20 protein-coding genes are annotated in these 21,704 nt (G+C 32.8%); 5 read left to right on the top strand and 15 right to left on the bottom strand.

From position 1 onward, the window contains the following. Positions 1 to 117 precede the first annotated feature (117 nt). From I2490_RS07790 to I2490_RS07765, 6 genes are all read right to left on the bottom strand, one after another. Positions 118 to 318: a hypothetical protein gene (locus tag I2490_RS07790; protein WP_206459162.1), complete on the bottom strand. Its 201-nt coding sequence runs from the start codon at positions 316 to 318 to the stop codon at positions 118 to 120. Positions 319 to 579: 261 nt separating this feature from the next. After that, complete coding sequence (locus I2490_RS07785) at positions 580 to 2,841, bottom strand: sensor histidine kinase (RefSeq protein WP_206459161.1); 2,262 nt, start codon at positions 2,839 to 2,841, stop codon at positions 580 to 582. Beyond that, on the bottom strand, positions 2,810 to 3,502 hold the full coding sequence (locus I2490_RS07780) for a response regulator transcription factor (protein ID WP_206459160.1): 693 nt from the start codon (positions 3,500 to 3,502) through the stop codon (positions 2,810 to 2,812). Before I2490_RS07780 ends, I2490_RS07785 begins: the two co-directional genes overlap by 32 nt. Before the next feature lie 140 nt (positions 3,503 to 3,642). Further along, positions 3,643 to 4,188, bottom strand: a complete 546-nt coding sequence (locus I2490_RS07775; RefSeq protein WP_206459159.1) for a GNAT family N-acetyltransferase — start codon at positions 4,186 to 4,188, stop codon at positions 3,643 to 3,645. Positions 4,189 to 4,310: 122 nt separating this feature from the next. Continuing rightward, positions 4,311 to 4,826, bottom strand: coding sequence for a hypothetical protein (locus I2490_RS07770; protein ID WP_206459158.1), 516 nt, complete (start codon positions 4,824 to 4,826; stop codon positions 4,311 to 4,313). A 14-nt stretch (positions 4,827 to 4,840) separates the two neighbouring features. Further along, the gene (locus I2490_RS07765; RefSeq protein ID WP_206459157.1) at positions 4,841 to 5,629 is read right to left on the bottom strand and encodes a YlmH family RNA-binding protein; all 789 of its coding nucleotides are present in this window, start codon (positions 5,627 to 5,629) and stop codon (positions 4,841 to 4,843) included. A gap of 126 nt (positions 5,630 to 5,755) precedes the next feature. Here I2490_RS07765 and I2490_RS07760 point away from each other — a divergent pair, with 126 nt between their 5' ends. Continuing rightward, a complete protein-coding gene (locus I2490_RS07760; RefSeq protein ID WP_206459156.1) occupies positions 5,756 to 6,658 on the top strand; it encodes a DMT family transporter in 903 nt (300 codons plus the stop codon). A gap of 10 nt (positions 6,659 to 6,668) precedes the next feature. Here I2490_RS07760 and I2490_RS07755 read toward each other — a convergent pair whose 3' ends face one another. The 5 genes from I2490_RS07755 to I2490_RS07735 all read right to left on the bottom strand — a co-directional run bounded on the left by I2490_RS07755 (position 6,669) and on the right by I2490_RS07735 (position 11,227). After that, entirely contained in the window at positions 6,669 to 7,319 is a 651-nt protein-coding gene (locus I2490_RS07755) for an HAD family hydrolase (protein WP_206459155.1), read from the bottom strand. A gap of 65 nt (positions 7,320 to 7,384) precedes the next feature. Then, entirely contained in the window at positions 7,385 to 8,347 is a 963-nt protein-coding gene (locus I2490_RS07750; protein ID WP_245157110.1) for an alpha-hydroxy-acid oxidizing protein, read from the bottom strand. Between the two features lie 16 nt (positions 8,348 to 8,363). Next, complete coding sequence (locus I2490_RS07745; RefSeq protein ID WP_206459154.1) at positions 8,364 to 9,533, bottom strand: DUF362 domain-containing protein; 1,170 nt, start codon at positions 9,531 to 9,533, stop codon at positions 8,364 to 8,366. 57 nt (positions 9,534 to 9,590) lie between these two features. Next, on the bottom strand, positions 9,591 to 10,679 hold the full coding sequence (locus I2490_RS07740; protein WP_206459153.1) for a radical SAM protein: 1,089 nt from the start codon (positions 10,677 to 10,679) through the stop codon (positions 9,591 to 9,593). Positions 10,680 to 10,696: 17 nt separating this feature from the next. Further along, positions 10,697 to 11,227: a YcxB family protein gene (locus I2490_RS07735; RefSeq protein WP_206459152.1), complete on the bottom strand. Its 531-nt coding sequence runs from the start codon at positions 11,225 to 11,227 to the stop codon at positions 10,697 to 10,699. Between the two features lie 179 nt (positions 11,228 to 11,406). Here I2490_RS07735 and I2490_RS07730 point away from each other — a divergent pair, with 179 nt between their 5' ends. Both I2490_RS07730 and I2490_RS07725 read left to right on the top strand, forming a co-directional pair. Beyond that, the gene (locus I2490_RS07730) at positions 11,407 to 12,054 is read left to right on the top strand and encodes a DUF4397 domain-containing protein (RefSeq protein WP_206459151.1); all 648 of its coding nucleotides are present in this window, start codon (positions 11,407 to 11,409) and stop codon (positions 12,052 to 12,054) included. A 129-nt stretch (positions 12,055 to 12,183) separates the two neighbouring features. Next, positions 12,184 to 12,927 (top strand): 3'-5' exonuclease, encoded by a 744-nt coding sequence (locus I2490_RS07725; RefSeq protein WP_206459150.1) that lies wholly within the window; start codon positions 12,184 to 12,186, stop codon positions 12,925 to 12,927. Here the strand turns inward: I2490_RS07725 and I2490_RS07720 are convergent. Further along, positions 12,912 to 14,468 carry a histidine kinase N-terminal 7TM domain-containing diguanylate cyclase gene (locus tag I2490_RS07720; RefSeq protein WP_206459149.1) on the bottom strand — a complete coding sequence of 519 codons (1,557 nt, stop codon included), beginning with the start codon at positions 14,466 to 14,468 and terminating at the stop codon, positions 12,912 to 12,914. The two genes, I2490_RS07725 and I2490_RS07720, sit on opposite strands and share 16 nt — an antisense overlap. Before the next feature lie 197 nt (positions 14,469 to 14,665). On the opposite strand from I2490_RS07720, the gene I2490_RS07715 reads away from it, so the two are divergent. Together I2490_RS07715 and I2490_RS07710 are read left to right on the top strand one after the other, a co-directional pair. Further along, positions 14,666 to 16,633, top strand: coding sequence for a sensor histidine kinase (locus I2490_RS07715; RefSeq protein WP_206459148.1), 1,968 nt, complete (start codon positions 14,666 to 14,668; stop codon positions 16,631 to 16,633). Next, entirely contained in the window at positions 16,614 to 17,276 is a 663-nt protein-coding gene (locus I2490_RS07710; protein WP_206459147.1) for a response regulator transcription factor, read from the top strand. The genes I2490_RS07715 and I2490_RS07710 overlap by 20 nt, the downstream gene beginning before the upstream one ends. Positions 17,277 to 17,456: 180 nt before the next feature. Here I2490_RS07710 and I2490_RS17155 read toward each other — a convergent pair whose 3' ends face one another. The 3 genes from I2490_RS17155 to I2490_RS07700 all read right to left on the bottom strand — a co-directional run bounded on the left by I2490_RS17155 (position 17,457) and on the right by I2490_RS07700 (position 21,666). Then, positions 17,457 to 18,212 carry a transposase gene (locus tag I2490_RS17155; RefSeq protein WP_206458150.1) on the bottom strand — a complete coding sequence of 252 codons (756 nt, stop codon included), beginning with the start codon at positions 18,210 to 18,212 and terminating at the stop codon, positions 17,457 to 17,459. Then, on the bottom strand, positions 18,212 to 18,820 hold the full coding sequence (locus tag I2490_RS17150) for a transposase (RefSeq protein ID WP_442859721.1): 609 nt from the start codon (positions 18,818 to 18,820) through the stop codon (positions 18,212 to 18,214). The genes I2490_RS17155 and I2490_RS17150 overlap by 1 nt, the downstream gene beginning before the upstream one ends. Before the next feature lie 161 nt (positions 18,821 to 18,981). Next, on the bottom strand, positions 18,982 to 21,666 hold the full coding sequence (locus I2490_RS07700; RefSeq protein WP_206459146.1) for an S-layer homology domain-containing protein: 2,685 nt from the start codon (positions 21,664 to 21,666) through the stop codon (positions 18,982 to 18,984). Between the last annotated feature and the right edge of the window lie 38 nt (positions 21,667 to 21,704).

The raw sequence follows: 21,704 nt of genomic DNA, 5'->3' as shown, positions 1-21,704 counted from the left end.
CCTTTCTAAATAATTCCTTTCTATTATAGCCTTTGCATAACTGCCTGTCCAATGGAATTGAAAAAAACACACACTTTTTCACAAAATCTTTATCTTCTTCGATTCTTCCACATTAAATCAACACCGAAATAATTTATAACCGCAGAAAATCATAATAAATCCCATAATAAGCAGCCATATTTTAGAAGGAAGCAAAAAAGCACAAATTGTAACTACACCTATGATTAAAAGAATCAATCCGAATAACTCAATTTCTCCCGGTCTTCTGCAACATTTTTTTTTGTAATTGCAGTTATGATTTCCCATATGATTTCCCATAATTCTACCCCTTTTTTATGTTTTAACCATGCATTCCCCAATAAAATATTAAGATTAAAGCGACAACCATAATAAAAAGTAATCCATACCATACAGCAAGAGGTATAATCCTCACTATAATCATACATCCAATCATAGCAAGTGCAACTCCGAGGAATTTGGCTCTATTTTTTGATCTTCTTATTTTTCTCAAAAAAACCACCCACTATAGTCTATGTGGGTGGTAAAGCATTTGTTCCAAGAATCTATTTTGATTCTATTTTAGTTTTCAGATTCCGTCTCAGATTCTTTTGCAGCTGTGTCAAGCGTAAGAATTGCTTTAAATAAATCTCCATCTACTACAATATCGAATTTTGCCTTCTGTATCTGCATTAAATCCTTTGCAATAGAGAGCCCAAGACCACTTCCTTCCGTACTTCTTGATATATCACCTCGTTTAAAACGTTCCAGCAATTCTTCTGCCGGAATGTTAAGCGGATTTTCTGATACATTTTTAATCTCTAAAACTGCTGTATTTGAAGAACCTTCTTCCATCTCTTCTCTTAAATCAATATACACTCTTGAGTTCTGCTGTGCGTATTTAATAATATTTCCAAAGAGATTCTCAACCACACGCCAAAGCAGCTGACCATCCGCTAAAACATAATACTTTTCTTTCTCCGCTTTTATGATAACCTCTAAACCCCGTTGTTGGAATCGATCATTCATTTCACCAAGCCCCTGATTAATTAAGGATAGCAATTCAACCTCATGCATATTAACAGGCATATCACCGCTGGAAGCCTTTGCTGCTTCAAATAAATCCTCTGTTAATTTCTTTAATCGAATGCTTTTTTGATCTAAAACCTCTAAATATTTTGGAGCGTCTTCTGAATCAAGTCCTTCCTTTTTTAATAAATCAACATAGGTAATGATTGAAGTTAACGGTGTTTTTATATCATGAGATACATTTGAAATCAATTCTGTTTTGAGTCTTTGGTTTTTCAATTCTTGTTTTACCGCCACATCAAATCCTTCTGATATGTCATTGATGTCTCTTGCCAATTGCTCAAATTCACCTAACCCATTCCCTTTTATATTAATTTTATAGGTCAAATTCCCATTTTTTACTTCATCGACTCCTTTTTTAATTGCCTCATATTGTTTTACAATCTTTGTACAGTATAACAAGGCTATGATAAGCACTACAGGCAACATGACAATGCTTGCCGAGCAAACACACATCACAATAAGGACAAAAGCCACTTTTCGAATGGTATTACTTCCATGATATAATTCCTTAAACGTGATAAATACGGTTTGCACGATGCGCCATAAGATAAAATCAGCTAAAAAACGGTTCGCTTTTATTTTTCTTACTAAGCTAAGCACAAAGAACAACCCAATGGAAGCTATCAGATATGCACCAACATAGAAAAACAGCATTACCGGAGAATAAAAATTTCCGTAATATTCCAGATTGTAGAACTCTCTGAATGTAGCAAATACAAATGCTCCTCCTAAAAACAAGATAGCGGTAATAATAGCAAGCTGAATTTCTGTAAACCAACGATCCACCTTACATAAAATTATGCTTCCTTCCTCATTTTTTTTACCGGTAGTTACCAAAAGATATACAAACAGCACTACCGTCATAAGAAATGAAAACAATATAATACTGATATCCTTTATCAGGCGATTTCGAATATCTTGGAACAGTTTGCTTTGTTGTTCAATATATGTGGTATCATAGGCCATATAAATAGAAATATTTTCATTATAATTGTTACGCAAAAAATTTTCCAGTTCATTTTCCCAATATAATTGTGCTCGGCCTGTCTCAGGATAACTAAAATATTCTCCATCTTGATATATACGATACGCATACTTATTTTGAAAAAACTTTAATAAATCATTTTTGGAGCTGTAAGTCTTTTCCTGAAGATTAGTAAAAATATTATTCCCATCGATTGCATAATAATAAAATCCATCCGTTTTATTTAAAAATGATAAGCTATTTCGGTATTCTCTTAAGTCTTTTTCAATCAAACTATTTTTTAATGTCTCAATTTCAGAGGAACATATTGTTTCAAATAATTTTCTCGCATTCGCATTCTCATATTCTAGTACAATTGTATCGTTTTCATCTTCTGCTACCATAGCATCATATTCTTCACTATAATAACGATTTTGATACTTTTCGTAAAATATATTATAGAATAAATCACGCTTTGCATTATCAAATTCATTTTGATTGATTGTATTGCCGTTTTTAATATTTTCCTCATTTTCTAACCAATGCAGCGTACTAAAAATTTCTGTCGTTTTATTATAAAAATCCAATTCCAAAGCATTGCTTTCCATGTAATTTTGAGAAGAAAGTACATCAAACGGCTCTCCATAATATAAACCATCCTGTTGGTCTATCAACAAAATCGCTGCCATCGATGATACAATCGTTGTTATAAAAAATGTAACACAAAGTAAAAAAGCAATCACTTTTCCAAGCGGATTATGACCCAAGTTTTTCAATTTTGTATCCAATTCCCCACACCACCTTTAAATACTTCGGGTTTTTCGGATTGATCTCAATCTTTTCCCGAATCCTTCGAATATGAACCGCCACTGTATTCTCCGGATTATAAGCAGTTTCTTTCCAAACCGCTTCATAAATTTGCTCCATAGAAAATACTTTTCCTGCGTTCTGTGTTAATAATTTTAAAATACCATATTCAATCGGTGTAACCGGAACCTGTTCATCATCCAAAGTTACAGACTTTGTTTCATCATCAACTACAAGTCCTCCCGATCGATACATTCCCGTCTTTTTTTCCATACTGCCAAGATTTACATAACGACGTAATTGTGATTTAACTCTGGCAATCAGCTCTAACGGATTAAAAGGTTTTGTAATGTAATCATCTGCTCCAAGGTTCAATCCGGTTATTTTATCATAATCCTCTGATTTTGCAGAAAGCATAATAATTGGGATGTTTTTTTCCTCTCGAATTTTCATGGTTGCACGCATACCGTCCATACGCGGCATCATGATATCCATAAGTACCAAATGCACTTCATTCTTATCAAGAATATCTAATGCCTCTATCCCATCGTATGCCTTTAGAATGTCATATCCTTCATTTTTTAAGTAAACTTCGATTGCTGCTACAATTTCTCGATCATCATCACAAACTAAAATGTTCATATCATTAATCCTTTCATTTTGTTATAAAAAATAGGTACCCCCTTTCTTTTATTAGAAGGCCAAAACTGAATTCTGTCTTTCTAATTAAGAGGATACCTTTTATTTCTTACTAAACGTTCTATAAAATTCTTAATATATTCTTACAGATCACCGTTTTTCATATTTTTAAAATACTCCGAACGTAGCATAGACATAAGATGCAAGTCTACATATTTGCCATCTTTTTTTCCAGCATGACGCGCAATTCCTTCATATTGAAACCCTAATTTTAGGTATAAATTTGCTGCTCGCCGATTTTCAGGCACATGATCCAACGTAACTCGTTCCATATGTAAATAAATAAAGCAATATTCCAAAAGTAAACGAAGTGCTTCTTCACCAAGACCTTTTCCGCGATAGGAGTCCTCACCAATATAAATGCGAGTGATATCAAGAGAATCAGCATGTTGATCCAATCGACTGATAAAAACACGCCCTATCGGCTTATCTTCATCCTTCATAACAATTGTTAATTGTAACATGCTGGAGTCTAACGTTCTTTTAACGAATTCTTGCGCGATTTCATTATAATCTCTTCCTTGACTTATCGTGAAAAACTCAATAATATACGGTTGTGCCTCCCACTTTGCAAACAAGGTGCAGTCTTCAAATGTAGAAGGACGTATTAGTAAATGATTTGATTGCATAACTGCCTCCTGTCTTCACGCATATTTATTCGTGATGTCTGTAAAATTAAATCTAAGTTAACTTTATCACAATTGATGATAAAAGAAAAGGAAAAGCACGTACAATCTATTTTAATTCGTATTTAATTTGATACAAATGCGACAATTAATCCTATGATTGCAATCACTATCTTTAACAACGTTAAAGATTGGTTTTCCTCCGAATCTTCCGAATTTGGATCAAAGTTTTCATCATATTCCTCTTCGTAATCTTGTTCATACTCTTCGATTTCGTTCTCGTTATCATTGTCGTTATCTTCTATATGGCTTTGCATTTGTATTTCGGCAGTATTTTCTTCTTGAGCAGTTAGTTCTTCACCCAACTCTTTTAATTTTTGAACGGAATCTTTCATTGACGATTTTAAATCATTTATATGTAACTTTACCGATTCCGATTTGATCAAACCCTCAGCTATTTTTCTCGTAGAAATGGCTTTGTTTTTTATGCCATACATTTTTACACTAAATTCCTTTTCCAAAGAAAAGTCTTCCAAATCGCCAAGATACCTAGATGTTAATCTCCGTTCCCATTTTTCTTCGATGGGATTATAGATTGCATCGCTTCTTCTGGCAGAAGAAGCATTGTTTCGCTCTATCATCTCAAATCCTCCCTTTAAAGATAACGCTCCAATACAATGAAAATTCGATCTTTTCTGGTCTCTTTTCCAATTTCTTTTACAATCGCCTTGCCCTTACCTCTTAAAACAAGCTTATCTCCTTGCCTAAGAAGATTATCAGGCTTTAGCTTCTGTACACCATTTACGGAAACAATCCCTTTTGAAACGGCTTCTGCCGCCTTTGATCGGGACATTGAAAATGCAGAGGCAACTATATTATCCAATCGCAAAGAAGCGACGGTATCTATTATTTCTTTCCGTTTTCCTATCGGTACAACGAGCTGATTAATGGAACACAACTCTGTTTTCAATCGCATGTTTGCAGCTTTTTCATAATGCAGCAACAGGAAATTCGCGATATCCTCAAAAGCAATGATATCACACCCTTTTTTTTGAACGATAATATCACCTACTTTTTCCCTTTTTATCCCTAAACTTAGCAGAGATCCTAAATAATCACGATGCGAAAGTTCCTGATAACCATCATAAGTAATATGTAAAAGAACAAGCGGATTTTCGTCTGGATTTTTTAAAAAATAATCTTCTATCCCTAAATCTTTTTTAAGCGAAATATAATCAGGTAAAAATAACACGATATTTCGCTCTGCATCCTCATATCCACCATAAATTGCATAACGCAATCCTTTTTGACTTCTGCAATACTGCTCAATCACATTACGCTGCCGTACATCAAAAAATGCCGAATGCGTAATCCGATACTGTTCACTGCATTGGCTGATTTTATCTTTTATTCCTGCTATTAGTATTTGATCTTCTTTTATCATATATCGACTTTATATTTCCTTTAAATTTTAATTTCCAAGCTTATTATACATAATTGACTTTATTTTTACAAATGTTACAATGAAATCTATATGTGGTTTTAAAGAATTCGTAAAGGAGATCCTCGATTGAATAAAAAAATTATCTTTGCTGACTTAGGATTAATACTGCTTGCCATCATTTGGGGCGCCGGATTTGTTGCGGGAAAAATTGGTCTTGAATCATTAACACCATTTTATCTAAATGCTTTTCGTTATCTTATCGCAAGTTCAGTATTATTTATATTTTCCTTTTCTCAATTAAAATATATTAATCGAAAAACACTTCTGTATAGTTCTCTCATTGGATTGTGCATGTTTACGGGCAATGCCTTTCAAACCACTGGGCTGCAATACACAACCCCAGCTATGCAAAGCTTTATTGTTTCTTCATATACTGTAATCGTACCATTTATTTCATGGATTCTATTAAAACAAAAACCTTCAAAGCAAATAGTATTTGCAGCAGTCATCGCAATGTTCGGCATTGGAATTCTAACTTTAAATAAAAACTTATCTATGGGTTTTGGTGATTTTTTAACACTTATTTTTGCTTTTACCTTTTCTCTTCAAATTGTTTTTACAGGTGTTCTTATTAAACAATTAAATTTAATGCTATATACTTTTTTATCCCTTTTCACAGCTGGGCTATTATCCTTCTTTTGTGCATTGGTTCTTGAAGAACCAATTCTATTTTCAAGCATTTCAGAAAGAAGTATTCTTGCAGTGCTTTACTTATCTATTTTAAATACAACGGTTGCATTTTTACTCCAAAATATTACACAAAGATATGCGCCTGCTACTCATGCAGCCTTATTGATGTCTTTAGAAACTGTCTTTGGAACTATTTTTTCTATTTTATTGGCAGGAGAAGTTTTCCCCATAAAAAAAATAATTGGGTGTATTATTATGTTTATAGCCATCATCATATCAAAAATACCGATTGGTGTACATACACCGCAAAGTACACCAAATGTAGAAACTATAGACTAACAATTCTGCTTTACTGCAGCAAATCCAAAAGTGCTTTTGGTTCGTCTATGATATAATCTGCACCTACCTTTTTCAGCAGTTCCTTGGTACGAAATCCCCAAGTTACACCAACACTTTTCAGTCCTGCATTTTTTGCCGTTAATATATCAACATCCGAATCTCCGACCATGATTGCATTCTGCGAATCGGAATTTAAGGATTTTAACACCGTTTTTATCCCATCCGGAGCCGGTTTTTTCGGTATCCCTTCTTTTTCTCCAACGGAAACATCAAAGAAGTTTCCAAAGTAATGCGCAGTCAAGGCACATACGGCTTCATGGTACTTGTTTGAAATAACTGCTGTCTTATACCCTTGTTTTTTTAATGCCTGCAGGAGTTCTACGATTCCTTCGTAAGGTCTTGTTTTATTTTCTTTATTTTTTTCATAATGTGTTTCAAAAAGTCTGAAGCACCGACCAACGTCTTCCTTACTACTATGATTGGGAACTGCTCTTTCAATCAACTTCCAAACACCATTCCCTACAAAAATACGAATTTCATCTAACGTTCGAATTGGGTATCCCATTTCCTTCAATGCAGCATTAGTACTATCGCACAAATCCTCTAAAGAATTCAATAAGGTACCATCTAAATCAAAAATTACGGTATCAAATTTTTTCATCTTCTTTTGCTCTTTCTATTTTTTCAGGCCAAATAATTTTATCTCTGGTAATATCCTTTAAAGTATTACAACCTGTCATTTTCATTGCATCCTTTAACTCGTTTATTATTTTCTTTGTATAAATTATTTCCACCATAAGCAGCCACTACATATGGTCTTCCGATAAGTACTCCATCCGCTCCTAATGCAAGAACTTTAAATACATCCAAGCCTGTTCGGATGGCTCCGTCTATAAGAATCGTCATACGATCTCCAATTGCCTCTTTAATATTAGGCAGTACTTCTACCGGTGCCAATGCATGATCCAATACTCTGCCTCCGTGGTTTGAAACTATGATTGCATCCGCTCCAGATTCTAATGCTTTTAAAGCACCTTTTACTGACATTACCCCTTTAATGATAAAAGGAACCTGTATTTTTGAGCGAATTTCTGACAGTTCTCTAATATTTTTAGGTCCAACTTCCTTATCTGAATCAAATATTAATGGTAATCCTGCAGAATCTACATCCATAGCAATCGCAAAAACACCCGCTTTTTTAGCTTGTTCAATTTTATTAAAGATTGTCTCTTGATCCCATGGTTTGATCGTTGGAATTCCCATTCCACCTGCTTTTTCAATCACAGACAACGGATCATTAAAAAAATGACTTGAAACACCGTCACCTGTAAATGCTACACAACCTACGTTTAACATTCCATGGATTAATTTTTCTGCATAGCTTTTTTCAGTAAAGTGTCCAGTATAATTACTTGCCATACCACTGATTGGTGCTGCAAAAATAGGCGCTGCAAATTGTTTTCCAAATAAAGTAACCGAACAATCTTGTTCTTTCTTTTTATAAATGGTATCCATAGAAACTTTAATTTCTGCTAATTTTTCATAACTTCGAACAAAAGACTGCCCTGTACCTTTTCCGCCTGTCCCCGGAATTTCTCCACGGCAAGCAAGACCGTTACAATACTTACAAACCCAGCAACTCGGAGGCATTAATTTCTTAGCTTTTTCTAAAACTTCTTCATAAATCATAGTACCATTCTCCTTATCAACTTTTTGTCAAGAAACGAAATAATAACGGGCGTTTTATTTCAACAGCTTTTTTCGGACAAAGCTCTTGGCAACAAAAACAGCGAATGCATTTTTCCAAATCTACATATGGACGCCGCTCCTTCATATAAATAGCGGAAGGTGGACAATTTTTATAGCAATCTTCACATCCTATGCATTTCTGATGTAAAAATATTGGTCTTGGCTGACAAGTGGAATCAACCAATTTTCTTATAAAATGAGGATAATCTCCAGATAACGGATTAATTAATTTCACCACTGGAGCTTTAAAATCGTCTAAAATAAACGACTGTAACGAATCACCGACAAACGAAATATTAGAAATATCCGTTTCGCATAATCCGCGATCTATACTTCTTTTTACAGTCGGAATGGATTGTGGTGCAGCACCAATTATGGCAGAAGCTGCGAAATCCATTGCAAACGCATCTTGAGAAGCAATGACAACACCTACATTCCGTGGCGTTCCCGAAGTTGGTCCATCACCTTCCATTGCAACAATACCATCAATGAAAGAAAGGACAGGATTTGCACACAAATAAATATCAATAAGAGCATCCGCAAAGTCCTCAGGTTCAGAACGGTTTAAGTGGTATTCCGCCTTTAATGTTCCAGGAATCGTACCAAACATATTCTTTACTGCACCTGTCATTCGCATCATTCCATGTGTTTTCAGTTTACTTAAATTGATTACCTTATCGACCTCACGTAATACATTAATATTCGTTAGTCTTTTAAGTAATCGCCCATTCGGATTTTTCACCTCCGAATATCCTACGTTATAATTTAACTTTGCCCCACTTTTCTCAGCAGCTTCTTTCATGCCACAAACCTGATAGATTGCCTTTAATCGGTTTTCAGTAAAAAGTCCTCCGGGGCTATCCCCAATAATAACCTGTACTCCTTGTTCCATTAAAAGATCTGAAACTGCCTGTACAAAAACTGGGTGACTGGTTGCTGCAAGTTCCGGTGCCTTTTTCATCACTAAATTTACTTTAAGAAGAACTTTCTCTCCAGGAGAAACAAACAATGACCATCCGCCTAAATTTTCTACAGACCGATTAATCACAGACCTAACTGCATCATATTTATATTCATAAGATTTGCAAGAAAGGAGAGAAACTAAATTTTTATTATCATTTTGCACAAAACATTTCCTCACTATTTTTTTCTTTTTCACTAAGATCAAATTTTAAATTATCTTTTAAAGTAGTAGTTCTTTTACTTTTTCTTCTTGTTCAAAAAGAACACAGCCTCCAATGTGATCCATATCTATAACATTTTCTTCACCTAGTTTCATAAATAAAGGAGAATGTAACGCTTCCATTAAAGAAGTTTCCACTACATTAACATCGGAAAATGGAGAGAATGGACACGGTTCTGCGCCTCCTTTGGCATTAATATGAAAAAAACCTCTTCCCGCTGCAAGGCATCCACCTGAAGCTTTCTCATCCCCAGGGAACGACAGAAAGACCATATCATCCCACTTTTTTCGAAGCTCATACAGCTGCTCGGATAAATATTCCCGTTCCTCTTCGTTTGGAGTCAATTCTCTTGTCGAAGTATCCACTGGTACATACTCTACATAAATGATACCTTTGCAGCCCTTTTTATGTAAAGTATCAACAAAAGCATATTCTGAAACATCTTTTATATTGCGCTTTGTAACTGTTAACGATACCCCATATAAAATACCTTTCTGATTCATTTCATCCATTACATGCATCAGTTTTTTATAAACCCCATCACCTCGGCGTTCATCCGTAATATGAGCGGTACCTTCAAGACTTAATAATGGAATTATATTACGGTATTTTTGAAGTGTTTTAATATAAGATTCATTAATCATTGTCCCATTCGTGAAGATAGGAAATAAAATTTCGGGATACTTTGCCGCTTCTTCGATTATATCTTTTCTTAAAAGCGGCTCCCCTCCGGCCAAAAGAATAAAGCCAATTCCAAGATTTTTAGCTTGATCAAAAATATGACTCCATTCATTACTTGTTAAAGTATCTTCCCCTAAATTTTCTCCACAGGAATGATTTTCTCTTGCATAACATCCTCTGCAATGCAGATTGCACTTTTTTGTTATGCTTGCAATTAAAAATGCCGGAATGTGTTGTCCTGCACATTTGGCATCTGCTCTTCGTTTTTTTAATTTATTTACTGAAAATAAATACTTCGCAAAAAATGCACTTTGCTTTGGATTTTTAATCACAGCTTTCATAATATTTTTTAAAATATTTTCTACTCCATTATTTAAATATTGTTCCAAATCAAATTCTGTTTGCATTTCAAAACCCTCTCTTTTTAGATAGATCGAAATTTATTTTTAAATTCTTTTTGTAAAAGCAACTCAATTCCCTTAGAAGTTTCCTTATCCATATCCTTTTTTCGAATTAATGATGCCATGCTTGCATTGTAATATAAAATAAAATAAGATTTACTGGAATAGACTCTATAAAATTGATCATAACGCACTTTACTGGTCCCTTCCACATGCGGGCTTTGTGAAATTAAATAATCTTGATAAAAAGAAATGCTTTCCGAAGAACCAAATGTTCCGGTATGGTCTGTTTGCACTCTTCTTTTTTTCTTCCACTCCACCTTATAGCAAAGAGTTGCAATCATAATACCTAATAAACAAACCCAAGTAATCAAAAAGCCCATCCATTCAAAAGATTCAACAAAATATCGACTTATAAGTGCCAATAATCCCGATAAAACAAAAAGCATAGGAATAGTAAAGCGGTTTTTTCTAAATGTAGCAAAATATAAAAAATTTCTATAGTCATCTTGTTCCATCGTTGTTTTAACGGTAAACAATGCTGTTTCCTGCATAAATAATTCTCCTTGTCATAAATATTAATACTTATGAAATTATACCGCAATTTTAAATATTTTCCCAGTATATTATTCTTATTTAATAATACTGTAAATTAACACTTTATATATTGCAACATATATTGTATCGATTACGAAAAAAATTAAATCTCCTAATAATTATAAGAGGTGATGTTATGAATAATTTTAAAATGTTTGAAAAAAATCCATATTTAGATCATATGAAAAATCGTAATTTGGGTTGTTTTCGCATTGTACACGCTCATCCAGGAGCACCGAATGCTGATATTTACCTAAATGATAAATTAATTGCAGAAAATCTGACCTATTGCTCCTATACGAACTATTTTCCTATGTGCTGTGGAGATTTTAAGCTATCAGTTAACATAACAGGATCAAAAAAACCGCCTATGGTAGTCGATCTTTTAAAAATAGAAGATAATGAAATGCAAACTTTATCCTTAATAAAAACATACTATAAAGCGGGTTTAATTAAAAACATTGATTATCCTACATCATCAAAAGCGAATATGTCTATGGTTCGATTTGTCCATCTATCTCCGGATACACCTCCAGTAGATATTACATTGCCAGATGGAACGATACTTTTTGAAAACGTATCTTATCAGCAATCAACACCTTACCTCTCAGTCCTGCCTGCAACCTATACGCTTGAAGCACGTGTAACCGGAACTCCAGATGTTGTTCTAACCATTCCGAATGTTGCTTTAGAACCAAACAAATCTTACTCCGTTAATGCAATTGGTCTTATCAATGGTATGCCTGAACTAGAATCACTTATTTTATTGGACGAATATTATTAAATAGAGAACAAATTATATACTTAGAACATAAAAATTAAAAGACATCCATTTGATGTCTTTTTTCGTCGTTTGAATATTTAATATATTTTAGTAAAAAATAAAGACAATTTTATTTTTAGGGAGCTTACTATGCATTATATTATTTTTGATTTAGAATTTAATCAGTGTTTACCTTCTATCCATTACTCTAATGCAAAGCCTTCCCAATGTCCATTCGAAATCATTCAAATCGGTGCAATTAAATTAGACTCTAATTACAATACCGTTTCGACGTTTAGCCGTTATGTAAAGCCAACAATTTATACAGAAATAAGTCCCTTCATCACTGAACTGACCGGTATTACCAAAGAACAACTCTTACCAGAAGCCCCTTTCTTTAAAATATTTAACTCTTTTATTAAGTTTATTGGCTCAAAAGATTATATTTTCTGTGTTTGGGGAACGGCTGACATGAAAGAACTATTTCGTAATACCTCTTATCATAATTTAAACCTAGATTTTTTATCAAAACGTTATCTTAATCTACAGCCCTTTGTTTCCATGCATTTAAAACGCCCTGCAAATAAATTAATCAAACTTGAACATGCAGTGGAATCTTTTAATATATCGAAAATTTATCCATTTCATAATGCACTGTATGATGCTTATTATACTGCGGAACTGTTCAAAAAAACATATAACCCATCCATGCAGACAAGCATCTATGAACCAAATGAAGTTAAAAGTCAACTGCGTCAAAAAAGAAAAGTTATTGATCGTGAAAGACTCTTTATTCAGTTTGAAAAGATGTATGCTCGTGAAATTACAAAAGAGGAGCAAGAAATGATACTTCTTGCATATAAAATGGGAAAAACAAATCAGTTTTTAAAATAAGTACTGTTACTCATAATTGCTTTGGCTGAAACCACTTTATTTCTTCCAGTTTTTTTTGCTTCATACAATGCCTTATCTGCAAACTGAATCATTGATTCTAAGTTTTGATCCGTTCCACTATACACTCCAAACGATGATGTAATATGAATAATTTCATTATTATAATTTATTTTTAATTGCTCAATCTGAACTCGCAAACCCTCTGCAATCTGCATGGCTTCATCTTCCATTACACCTTCTAGTAAAAGAATAAACTCTTCGCCTCCATAACGTCCAATATAAGCTTCCGGTCCTAAAGTTGCCAAGCAAGTCCGCATAACTTTTTTTAAAATCAAATCTCCAGCACTATGGCCATATGTATCATTTACGACCTTAAAAAGATCCAAATCCATCATAATGATACTTATAAGTTTAGAATCTTTACTAAAATCCACCTTTTCCTTTGCAATCTTATAAAAATAATTTCTATTATAAACTCCAGTTAACAAGTCAGTCGTTCCATAATATTCTAATTTTTTAATTAGTAAAACTTGTTCTGTGTTTTCACTGAGAACAACCACTTTCCCTTTATTCTCACGGCAATGAATTGGAGTTACTTCACATTTAAAATAACGGATACTGTTTTTTATTTGCATTTCACATTCAAACTTGACAGCAGCCTCATTGCATAGCTGTTTTATAAAGAGCGGATTATCTTGGAATATCTCCTCAATCTTCTTACTAAAAACTAAAACAGACTTAATATCAAATGTCTCCTCTGCTTTTCGATTCATATCAATGATTTGATTATTTTCATCTAAAACAAAGATTGATTCAGCAATGTTATCAAAAACAAAAGATCTTGCAATTACTGTTGTTTCAAAAATATTTGAGCGGAATATAGCACACGTATAGACTAAACTAAGGATTGCCAAAAAGATTGGAACAAAATCGATCTTTATTGGTATTAGTTTTAACATATAAATCCAATACCCAGTCCATGGAATAAACGATGTAGCTAAAATAATAAGGCTTCGTTTTTTATAAACCTTACTGCCTTTAAAATAGAAATGCAGATAAAAAAAATTACCAATAAAGAAACAAACATTGATATATCCCATTGAGATTCGGTAACCCAAACCCGGTTCAATCTCTGCAATCGAAAGATTATTTATGATATCCGCCGAATAATTCAAATAAAACAAATGATGATGATCATTGGTAATATTTAAAAGAACTAAAAATACTGGTAATACAAACAATGCTGTATATAAATATTTATTAATATATTTTCCCTTATTTGTATATTGAAGTGACATGATTACCCAAAAAGCCGGTATTGACAAAATTCCAATGTATTGTACACTAGCAAATAATTTCATCCAGCTTAAAGAAGGCGCAAGTATCTCAAATAAATAAAACAAACTATAAAGAAACACAGCGCAAATAAGCCCTAGAAAGCCTTTTAAATGAATTTTATTTCTGTTAAAAATTAAAAATAAGACTAATTGAGCTGATATAAAGGATGTTAAAGAAATAATTGCAAAAATAATATAATTCAATTCCTTCTCCTCTTACTCTAATTTTTATTTATTATACTATTATCCGGATTCACCTACAATAGAAACATATCTAACCTATAATTTCCTCCTTTTTTCTTTTACTATATCATTTAAATGAATTAAAAGAGTTTTCTAACGAAATCGTTAGAAAACTTTTATTTTGTATTTTTATGGTATAATAAATCGAGGTAATATATATGAAGAGAAAACTACTTTTAGCTATTATTTTACTTTTAAATATTGGATTGGCGATTTTTTCAATTAATTATTTTAATACGAACATCCCCATTTCAAACAATGGTATATTTTCACTTGAAAAGAAGGATTTTATAAATGGATTTGTTGCATTAGAAGGAGATTTTTTGGTTTATGATGGGCTATATGAGGATATAAAGAATAGCAATATCACACCCAAAAATATGAGTTTAAATCAAATACGAACTTACTCCTTTCCAGAAGGAGTAGTTACGGCAACAATGACAATTAAAAATCCCGACCACCTTCCTTTAAACAGCATCATGATAGAAGAAATTTACACAGCAAACGAAGTCTATATCAATGGTAACCTAATCAGCTCTGCCGGGGTAGTCAGCGATAAAAAAGATAAGGCTAAAGTAGAAAAAACAAGCTATTTTCTTCCTTTTAACGATAATTCGGATGAATTGCATCTCGTTTTAAAAATTTCAAACCATACACAAATCAGCGGTCAATACAATCGATATATTTTTATTGGAGAATATACAAAGTTAAATAATTTTTATATTCAAAAATTGCTAATAAAGATTGTACTTGCTACCTTTTATTTTGTAATGTCCCTGTTCTTAATTACATTATATTTAAAAAATAAAAAATACACCTATTTAGCAACTTTAGCCATTGCAAGTTTCTCTAATTTTTATACCGTATTAACACATTTTGAACCGATTGTTCTTTTTCAATTAACTGGATGGTTTTATGTTATTAACACCGTGCTTTATACATTGCCAACACTTATTGGACAATTTTTCAGTGCTTTAACTATTTTATTATTTTATAAGGAAGATAAAATAAATAAACATCTAAAAAAGATACTCTTATATCACGGCTTTGTTACTTTTACAGTCATTACAACGCTTGTTATTTGGGATGAACATGCAACTAATATCTATCTTCTTGCATTGCTTTATGTACTTCTTTTTATGTGTTATGCGCTATGGATTTGTTCAAAGCATGGCGAAGAAAAAAGTCCTTCCGGCCTTTTACTTTTTACGGGACTAAGTTGTTATCTAGTATCCTATTGCCTTCTCGTTTATATTAATCTTTATAATGAAGAAGGACAAATATTGGTGTATTATAACAGTCATCTTATGTTATTTCAGTTGTTCTATTTTTTGTCCATTGCAACCACTTCTATCAGTAATTATGCACAAATTTTTTCAGATACACAAATTTCCGAAACACATCTAACTCATTTGGTTAAACAAAAAACTAAAGAATTAGAACAATCTTATGAGGAAAAAACCCAAATGATAACCGATATTTCTCATGATCTTCGCTCTCCTATCACTATTGTAAAAGGATACCTTGAATTGATGAAAAATGGAAGTATAAAAGAACAAGACTATAAAAAGTATCTTGATATCGTCTATGATAAAATTCTTTATACATCAAAATTGCTGGAATCACTTTTTCTACTTATTCGATTTGAAAATAAAACAAATTTACCAAAAGAAACAGAAAATCTTTATGACATACTTTCGGCTGTAATTCAGTCATATCCTAATAAAAATATCAAATTAGACTTAATGAGAAATCTATATATGCCTTGTTATGAGAAGCAGCTGTATCGACTCTTTCATAATTTAATTGATAATGCAATCGAACATGGAGGGGAAAACTGTAATATTTCATTGAAATCTGAATACATCGAAAATGATCTTGTTATTACAATCTCAGACGATGGCGCCGGTATTGAAGAAAAGCTGATTCCGAATATTTTTAATCGTTTTTCAAGAGAAGATACCGCCAGAAGCTCTGAGAATAGCCATTTTGGATTAGGTCTTGCAATTTGTAAAACTATTGTTGAAAATCACAACGGAATCATTACTTGTACAAGTAAAAAATCATATGGAACCACCTTCAAAATTGTATTCAAAGGAGGATATTATGAAAATACTGATTGTTGATGATGACCCAAATATAAGTAATATCTTAGATATTGCCCTCTCAGAACAGGGATATGAAATCACCACCTTAAATGACAGTAATCTGGCAAAAGATATCATTGCTACACAAGAGTTTGATCTTCTTATGTTAGATATTATGATGCCCAATGTCAGTGGATTTCACCTATGTAAACACGCAAGACACTTTACCGATAATCCTATATTATTTATCACTTGTTTGGACGACGAGAACAGTCTTATTTCTGCACTCGATTACGGAGGTGATGATTACATAAAAAAACCCTTTAATCTCAATGAGGTAATTGCTCGAGTCAATGCACATCTAAGAAGGCATGAAATTCATAAAAAAATGGAAAATCAAATTTACAAAACTAAATTTATTACTTTTTATGCTTCCAGAAATACAGTTTTATATAAAGATGAAAAAATATATCTTTCCCCTCTGGAGTGTGATTTATTAACTTATTTTTTTACACATCAAAATCAAATTATTACCTTTAAAGAACTTTATGAGGCCATTTGGCATGAGCCTTATATCATGGATAAGTCTACAATCATGACTCGTGTCAGTGCCGTTCGAAAGAAACTTCCTTCACTCGATATTACTTCTGTAAGAGGCAAGGGCTATCAGTTTAATGCATAAAGTAAAAACAATAATTTAGTAGAAATTTATAAATAATTAAAAATGAGCTCGCTTAACTAGCAAGCTCATTTCAGACTGTAGACAAAATACCTTGCTAAATTTATATTCTTATAATTTCTGCAAGGTATTTTCTATTTTTTCTATAAAGCTTTTAAAAAAAGAAAAAATAAAAGGATATCTCTATGCCATTTGATTCCTTCTTTCAGATTTATGAATCCATGTTGCTAGTTTTTTTAGATTCATGGACGCAAAAAGAAGATTCAGTTCCATTTCTATCTTCTGAATCCCTCGATATTGTGTATAACGCATATTATGTTTTTCTTTTGCATCGGCAAAGACTCGCTCAATGGTTTGACTCCGTAGTTTGTAAAGATCTCGATACTTTGGAGTATGACGAATGTCCTCACATTGCTCTATGTAGTTTTCCCATATATGACGTGTGACTACTTTTACATGGTCTTTACTTGCTGTGCATTCTGATAAGGAAGGGCAACTCTTGCAAATTTCTCCTTTACTCTTATATTCCCGATACCCTTCTCTATTTGTTGTAGTATAGTTTAACACTTGGTTTTCTGGGCATACAAAGCAATCATAGTATTCATCATAAGCATATTCGTGTTTTTTAAAATAACCATTTTTTGTCATAGGTCGTTTGTATGGTAGGATAGGAATTCGTTTATCTTTGAGTATTTCTCTAGCAATTGCAGGTGTTTTATATCCGGAATCCATTACAATATTTTTTACACCTTTATATCTTTTTACTTTTTCATAAATCTTTGGGAATGCAACTGAGTCATGTACATTTCCTGGATTTGTATGAAAAGCAAGTATGTAATTGTTTCGATCGCAAGCTACATTTGCAGCATAAGCAAATACTACCTTATGCTTTCCTTTATGAAATACGCCGCAATCCGGATCTACGGTACTTTTCTTGATTACTTTTGTCTTTTCTTTGGCTTCCGTTTTTTTTTACAAGCTTGTTTTCCTCGTTCAATGCGATCTTCGTTAATTTCTTTCATTAGTTCTTTTTCATAGTATTTAACGGATTCCAAAACGGTTTCTTTTTCACTGTTATGGTTATTTGCACTTGCTTTAATATGTGTACCGTCAATGAAAATGCTTTCTGAATTAATGAATTCATATTCCATGATTTCAGCAATGACTCTTTGAAAGATTTGTTCGAATAAGTCAGTATTTTGAAACCGACGAGAGTAGTTTTTACCAAAGGTAGAAAAGTGAGGAATTTCTTCCTCTAAACTATAACCAAGATACCATCGATAAGCTACATTCGTTTGAATTTCTTTAATGGTCTGTCTCATGGATCGAATACCAAAGGTATATTGAATGAGGGTAATTTTAATTAAGACAACAGGATCGATGCTTTCTTTTCCCACATCAGAATACAAATCTTTTACAAGGTCATAAATGAAAGAGAGATTAATCGCAGTATCTATCTTACGAATAATATGATCTTGTGGAACAAGAGAATTCAAGGTTACCATTTGAAATTGATCACGACCTAATAAATCTTTCTTACCCATCATAAAGCAAATACCTCCATGTATTTATACATATATTTTACCATAAATACAATAAAATGTATTACATTATGTAAAAAAAACTGTAGGCAAAGATAGAGATATCCTTGTCTACAGTCTGAAATGAGCTCGCTTAACTAGCAAGCTCATTTTCCTTTTAAAATAGATTATTGAAAATTATCAGAAGCACTCATGATTTCATCATATGCCCAGTGATTTTTAGATAAATCATAATACGGATTTTCTTTTTTTATACTATTGCGGTGAATCAATCGATTAATAATTGATACAGCTTCGGCTCTAGTAATTTTATCATTTGGTCTAAACTTATTACCATTTCCACTGACAATTCCCAGTTTGTAACAAATTTCAATTTCCTTCTTTGCCCAACAGTTTTCAATATCTGTAAATTGCACATTTTTATATGATTCTATGTTTTCTACATTAAAAATATTTACAATAATCCTTACGAACTCAGCTCTCGAAATTCCGCTGTTTGGACGGAAAGTACCGTCAGGATACCCACTTATATAACCTAAACTTTCTATTTTTAAAATGTCATTTTTTGCCCACATATTAATATCACTGAAAGTTTTATTGTCACTAAATTTCTTTGCTTTCAATAGATTTGATAAAATAGTTGCTGTTTCTGCTCTCGTGACAAATTTATCTGGTTCAAATCTACCATTCTTATATCCCCTTACATATGCAATATCGTCAATCTCATCTATATATATATCCTTTTCCGGAATAATGAAATCACTTAAAATATAGTCACCACCATAATCAATTTCAAATGATATTACGCCATCCCCCGTTTTAAATAACCCGATAATTACAAGCCTGTTTGTATCTTCATCATATCTATATACAAAGGTTTCCTTTCCTAAATTATCTTTTAACTGTAATGTTATTTTTGCTTTAGACGGAAATTCTGATTTATGATTAAAACGGATGTTTACTGTATCTTTGTCAATTATCGTGTTCCACTTTCCTTCATCCAAAGATAAAATTGATACTCCTAAATCAATAAAATCTGAATCAATTCGATCAACATCATTATTCCCATTAAAATGATATGAGTAAAAATTACCGGTGAAATCTATGTCCATTCCTTGTTTTATAAGTTCAAAGAATTCTGGTGTTATTTTGCTGTTATCTTTAATATTTATTTCTCTTAAGTTTTTTAAATCTTTTGGAGATATCGGTAATACTATATCATTTTTCGAATGCCGTTTTCTTCTAGTGGAAGTTGGTTGCTCATCAGAAGAATCTTCTTTCTCCCTAAAAATCGGTCCCTTCTCTCCCATAATCCAAATCTTACTAAAATTCCAAACCATGCCGCCATTTTCTGTATCCCAATTTACAAGGTTCTTATAAAAAGAGAGGTCTTTATATATTTCATTCGATATTTCTATTCCACTCTCAATATGATCACCTTGTTCAGAAATATTCATATCTACATTGGTATAACAATGGTTAACCTTTACATCTTCGCCTTTGCACATTCCTACAATCTTCCCAATATTAAAATTATCAGAAGATAAAACATTTTGGTTAAATGCTATACAATTCCTTATAATAATTGCCCCATGTGTTGTTGTCATGGTTCCTCCGGCAAGTTTTTTCTGATGTAACCCAACAAGACCACCTACGCTTGTACTCCCAGTAACATTACTTGTCGTATAGGAGTTTTCAATTGTCCCAAGATTATTGTGCCCTACCAATCCACCTGTATTTTGTTTTCCGATAACTTCTCCCGTTGAATAAGTGTTTCTTATTTGAGCAAAAACATGGTTATATCCTACCAACCCTCCAACACCGTTTTCCGATGAAGTTCGATTTCCGGTTACCGCACCTGATGCATAACAATTTTCTATTTTTGAATAAATAAAACGATAAATAGGAGGCATACCGCCCATTTTCATGGCTGTACCAATATTACATCCTGCTAATCCGCCAATAAATTGATCCCCAGTGATATCTCCTGTTGAAAAGCTATCCTTTATTTCATTTCCATAATTATAACCAACAAGTCCCCCTACAGCATCAGTGCCGTATACCGTCGCACTGGATGAGCAGTGATATATACCGCTGCCTTTTACGTATGTCATACCAAGCATTCCACCTGTGGAGGTTGTTCGTCCTACAAAATCTTCAATGCTTGTTTCTGCCGAAGGAAATGCAGTTCCTTTAACAGTTCCTCCAGATATTTTGCAATTCTCGAATTTTGTAAACATCGCAGCTGCAGCCAATGCTCCCACACGATTTGCTCCCGTAATATTAGGACTTAATAATTCCAAATCCTTAATTATGACGGGAGAGTTCATACTTCCCATAACACCACCAAAAAGTCCGACAGTAATCCCACCTTCTGTTATATTATCTGGATCAAAAATCGCCCGATTAATATAAAGATTTGCGATGGTTTTATTGTTTCCATCAAAACTTCCACTAAAAGGAATATGTACATTCGGATCAAAGTCCATTGCTTCAATATCTCCGATTGGCTTAAACCCTTTGCCCGTTGTAAAAACAGACATATTAGCAATATCCATATAGCTATCTTTATTATTGAAATCAAGATTTTCCATTAGTTTATAATGCTTATTCAAAGATTCTTGATTTCCTCCAATCAACTGCAATTCTTCAATTTTCGTAATTAAATAAGGATCATCCGGAGTACCTCTTCCTCCTGTAAATGAGACTTCCAAAGCTTCTCCGCTCATTATAGCCAGATCATTTGAATTCTCGTTCTTTGCAAATGAATGGAAAGGAATTCCCATTACATATATAACTACAGCTATTAAAAACAATAAGAACATTTTTTTTTGAATATTATTTTTCACCATATCCTCCTTTTTCACAATCTACACACATCAAAATTAAT

This window comes from Anaerovorax sp. IOR16 (assembly GCF_017168145.1).
Classification (GTDB): Bacteria; Bacillota; Clostridia; order Peptostreptococcales; family Anaerovoracaceae; genus IOR16.
The sequence above is the reverse complement of the archived record's forward strand: the minus strand, read 5'-3'. Positions and strand labels throughout refer to the sequence as shown.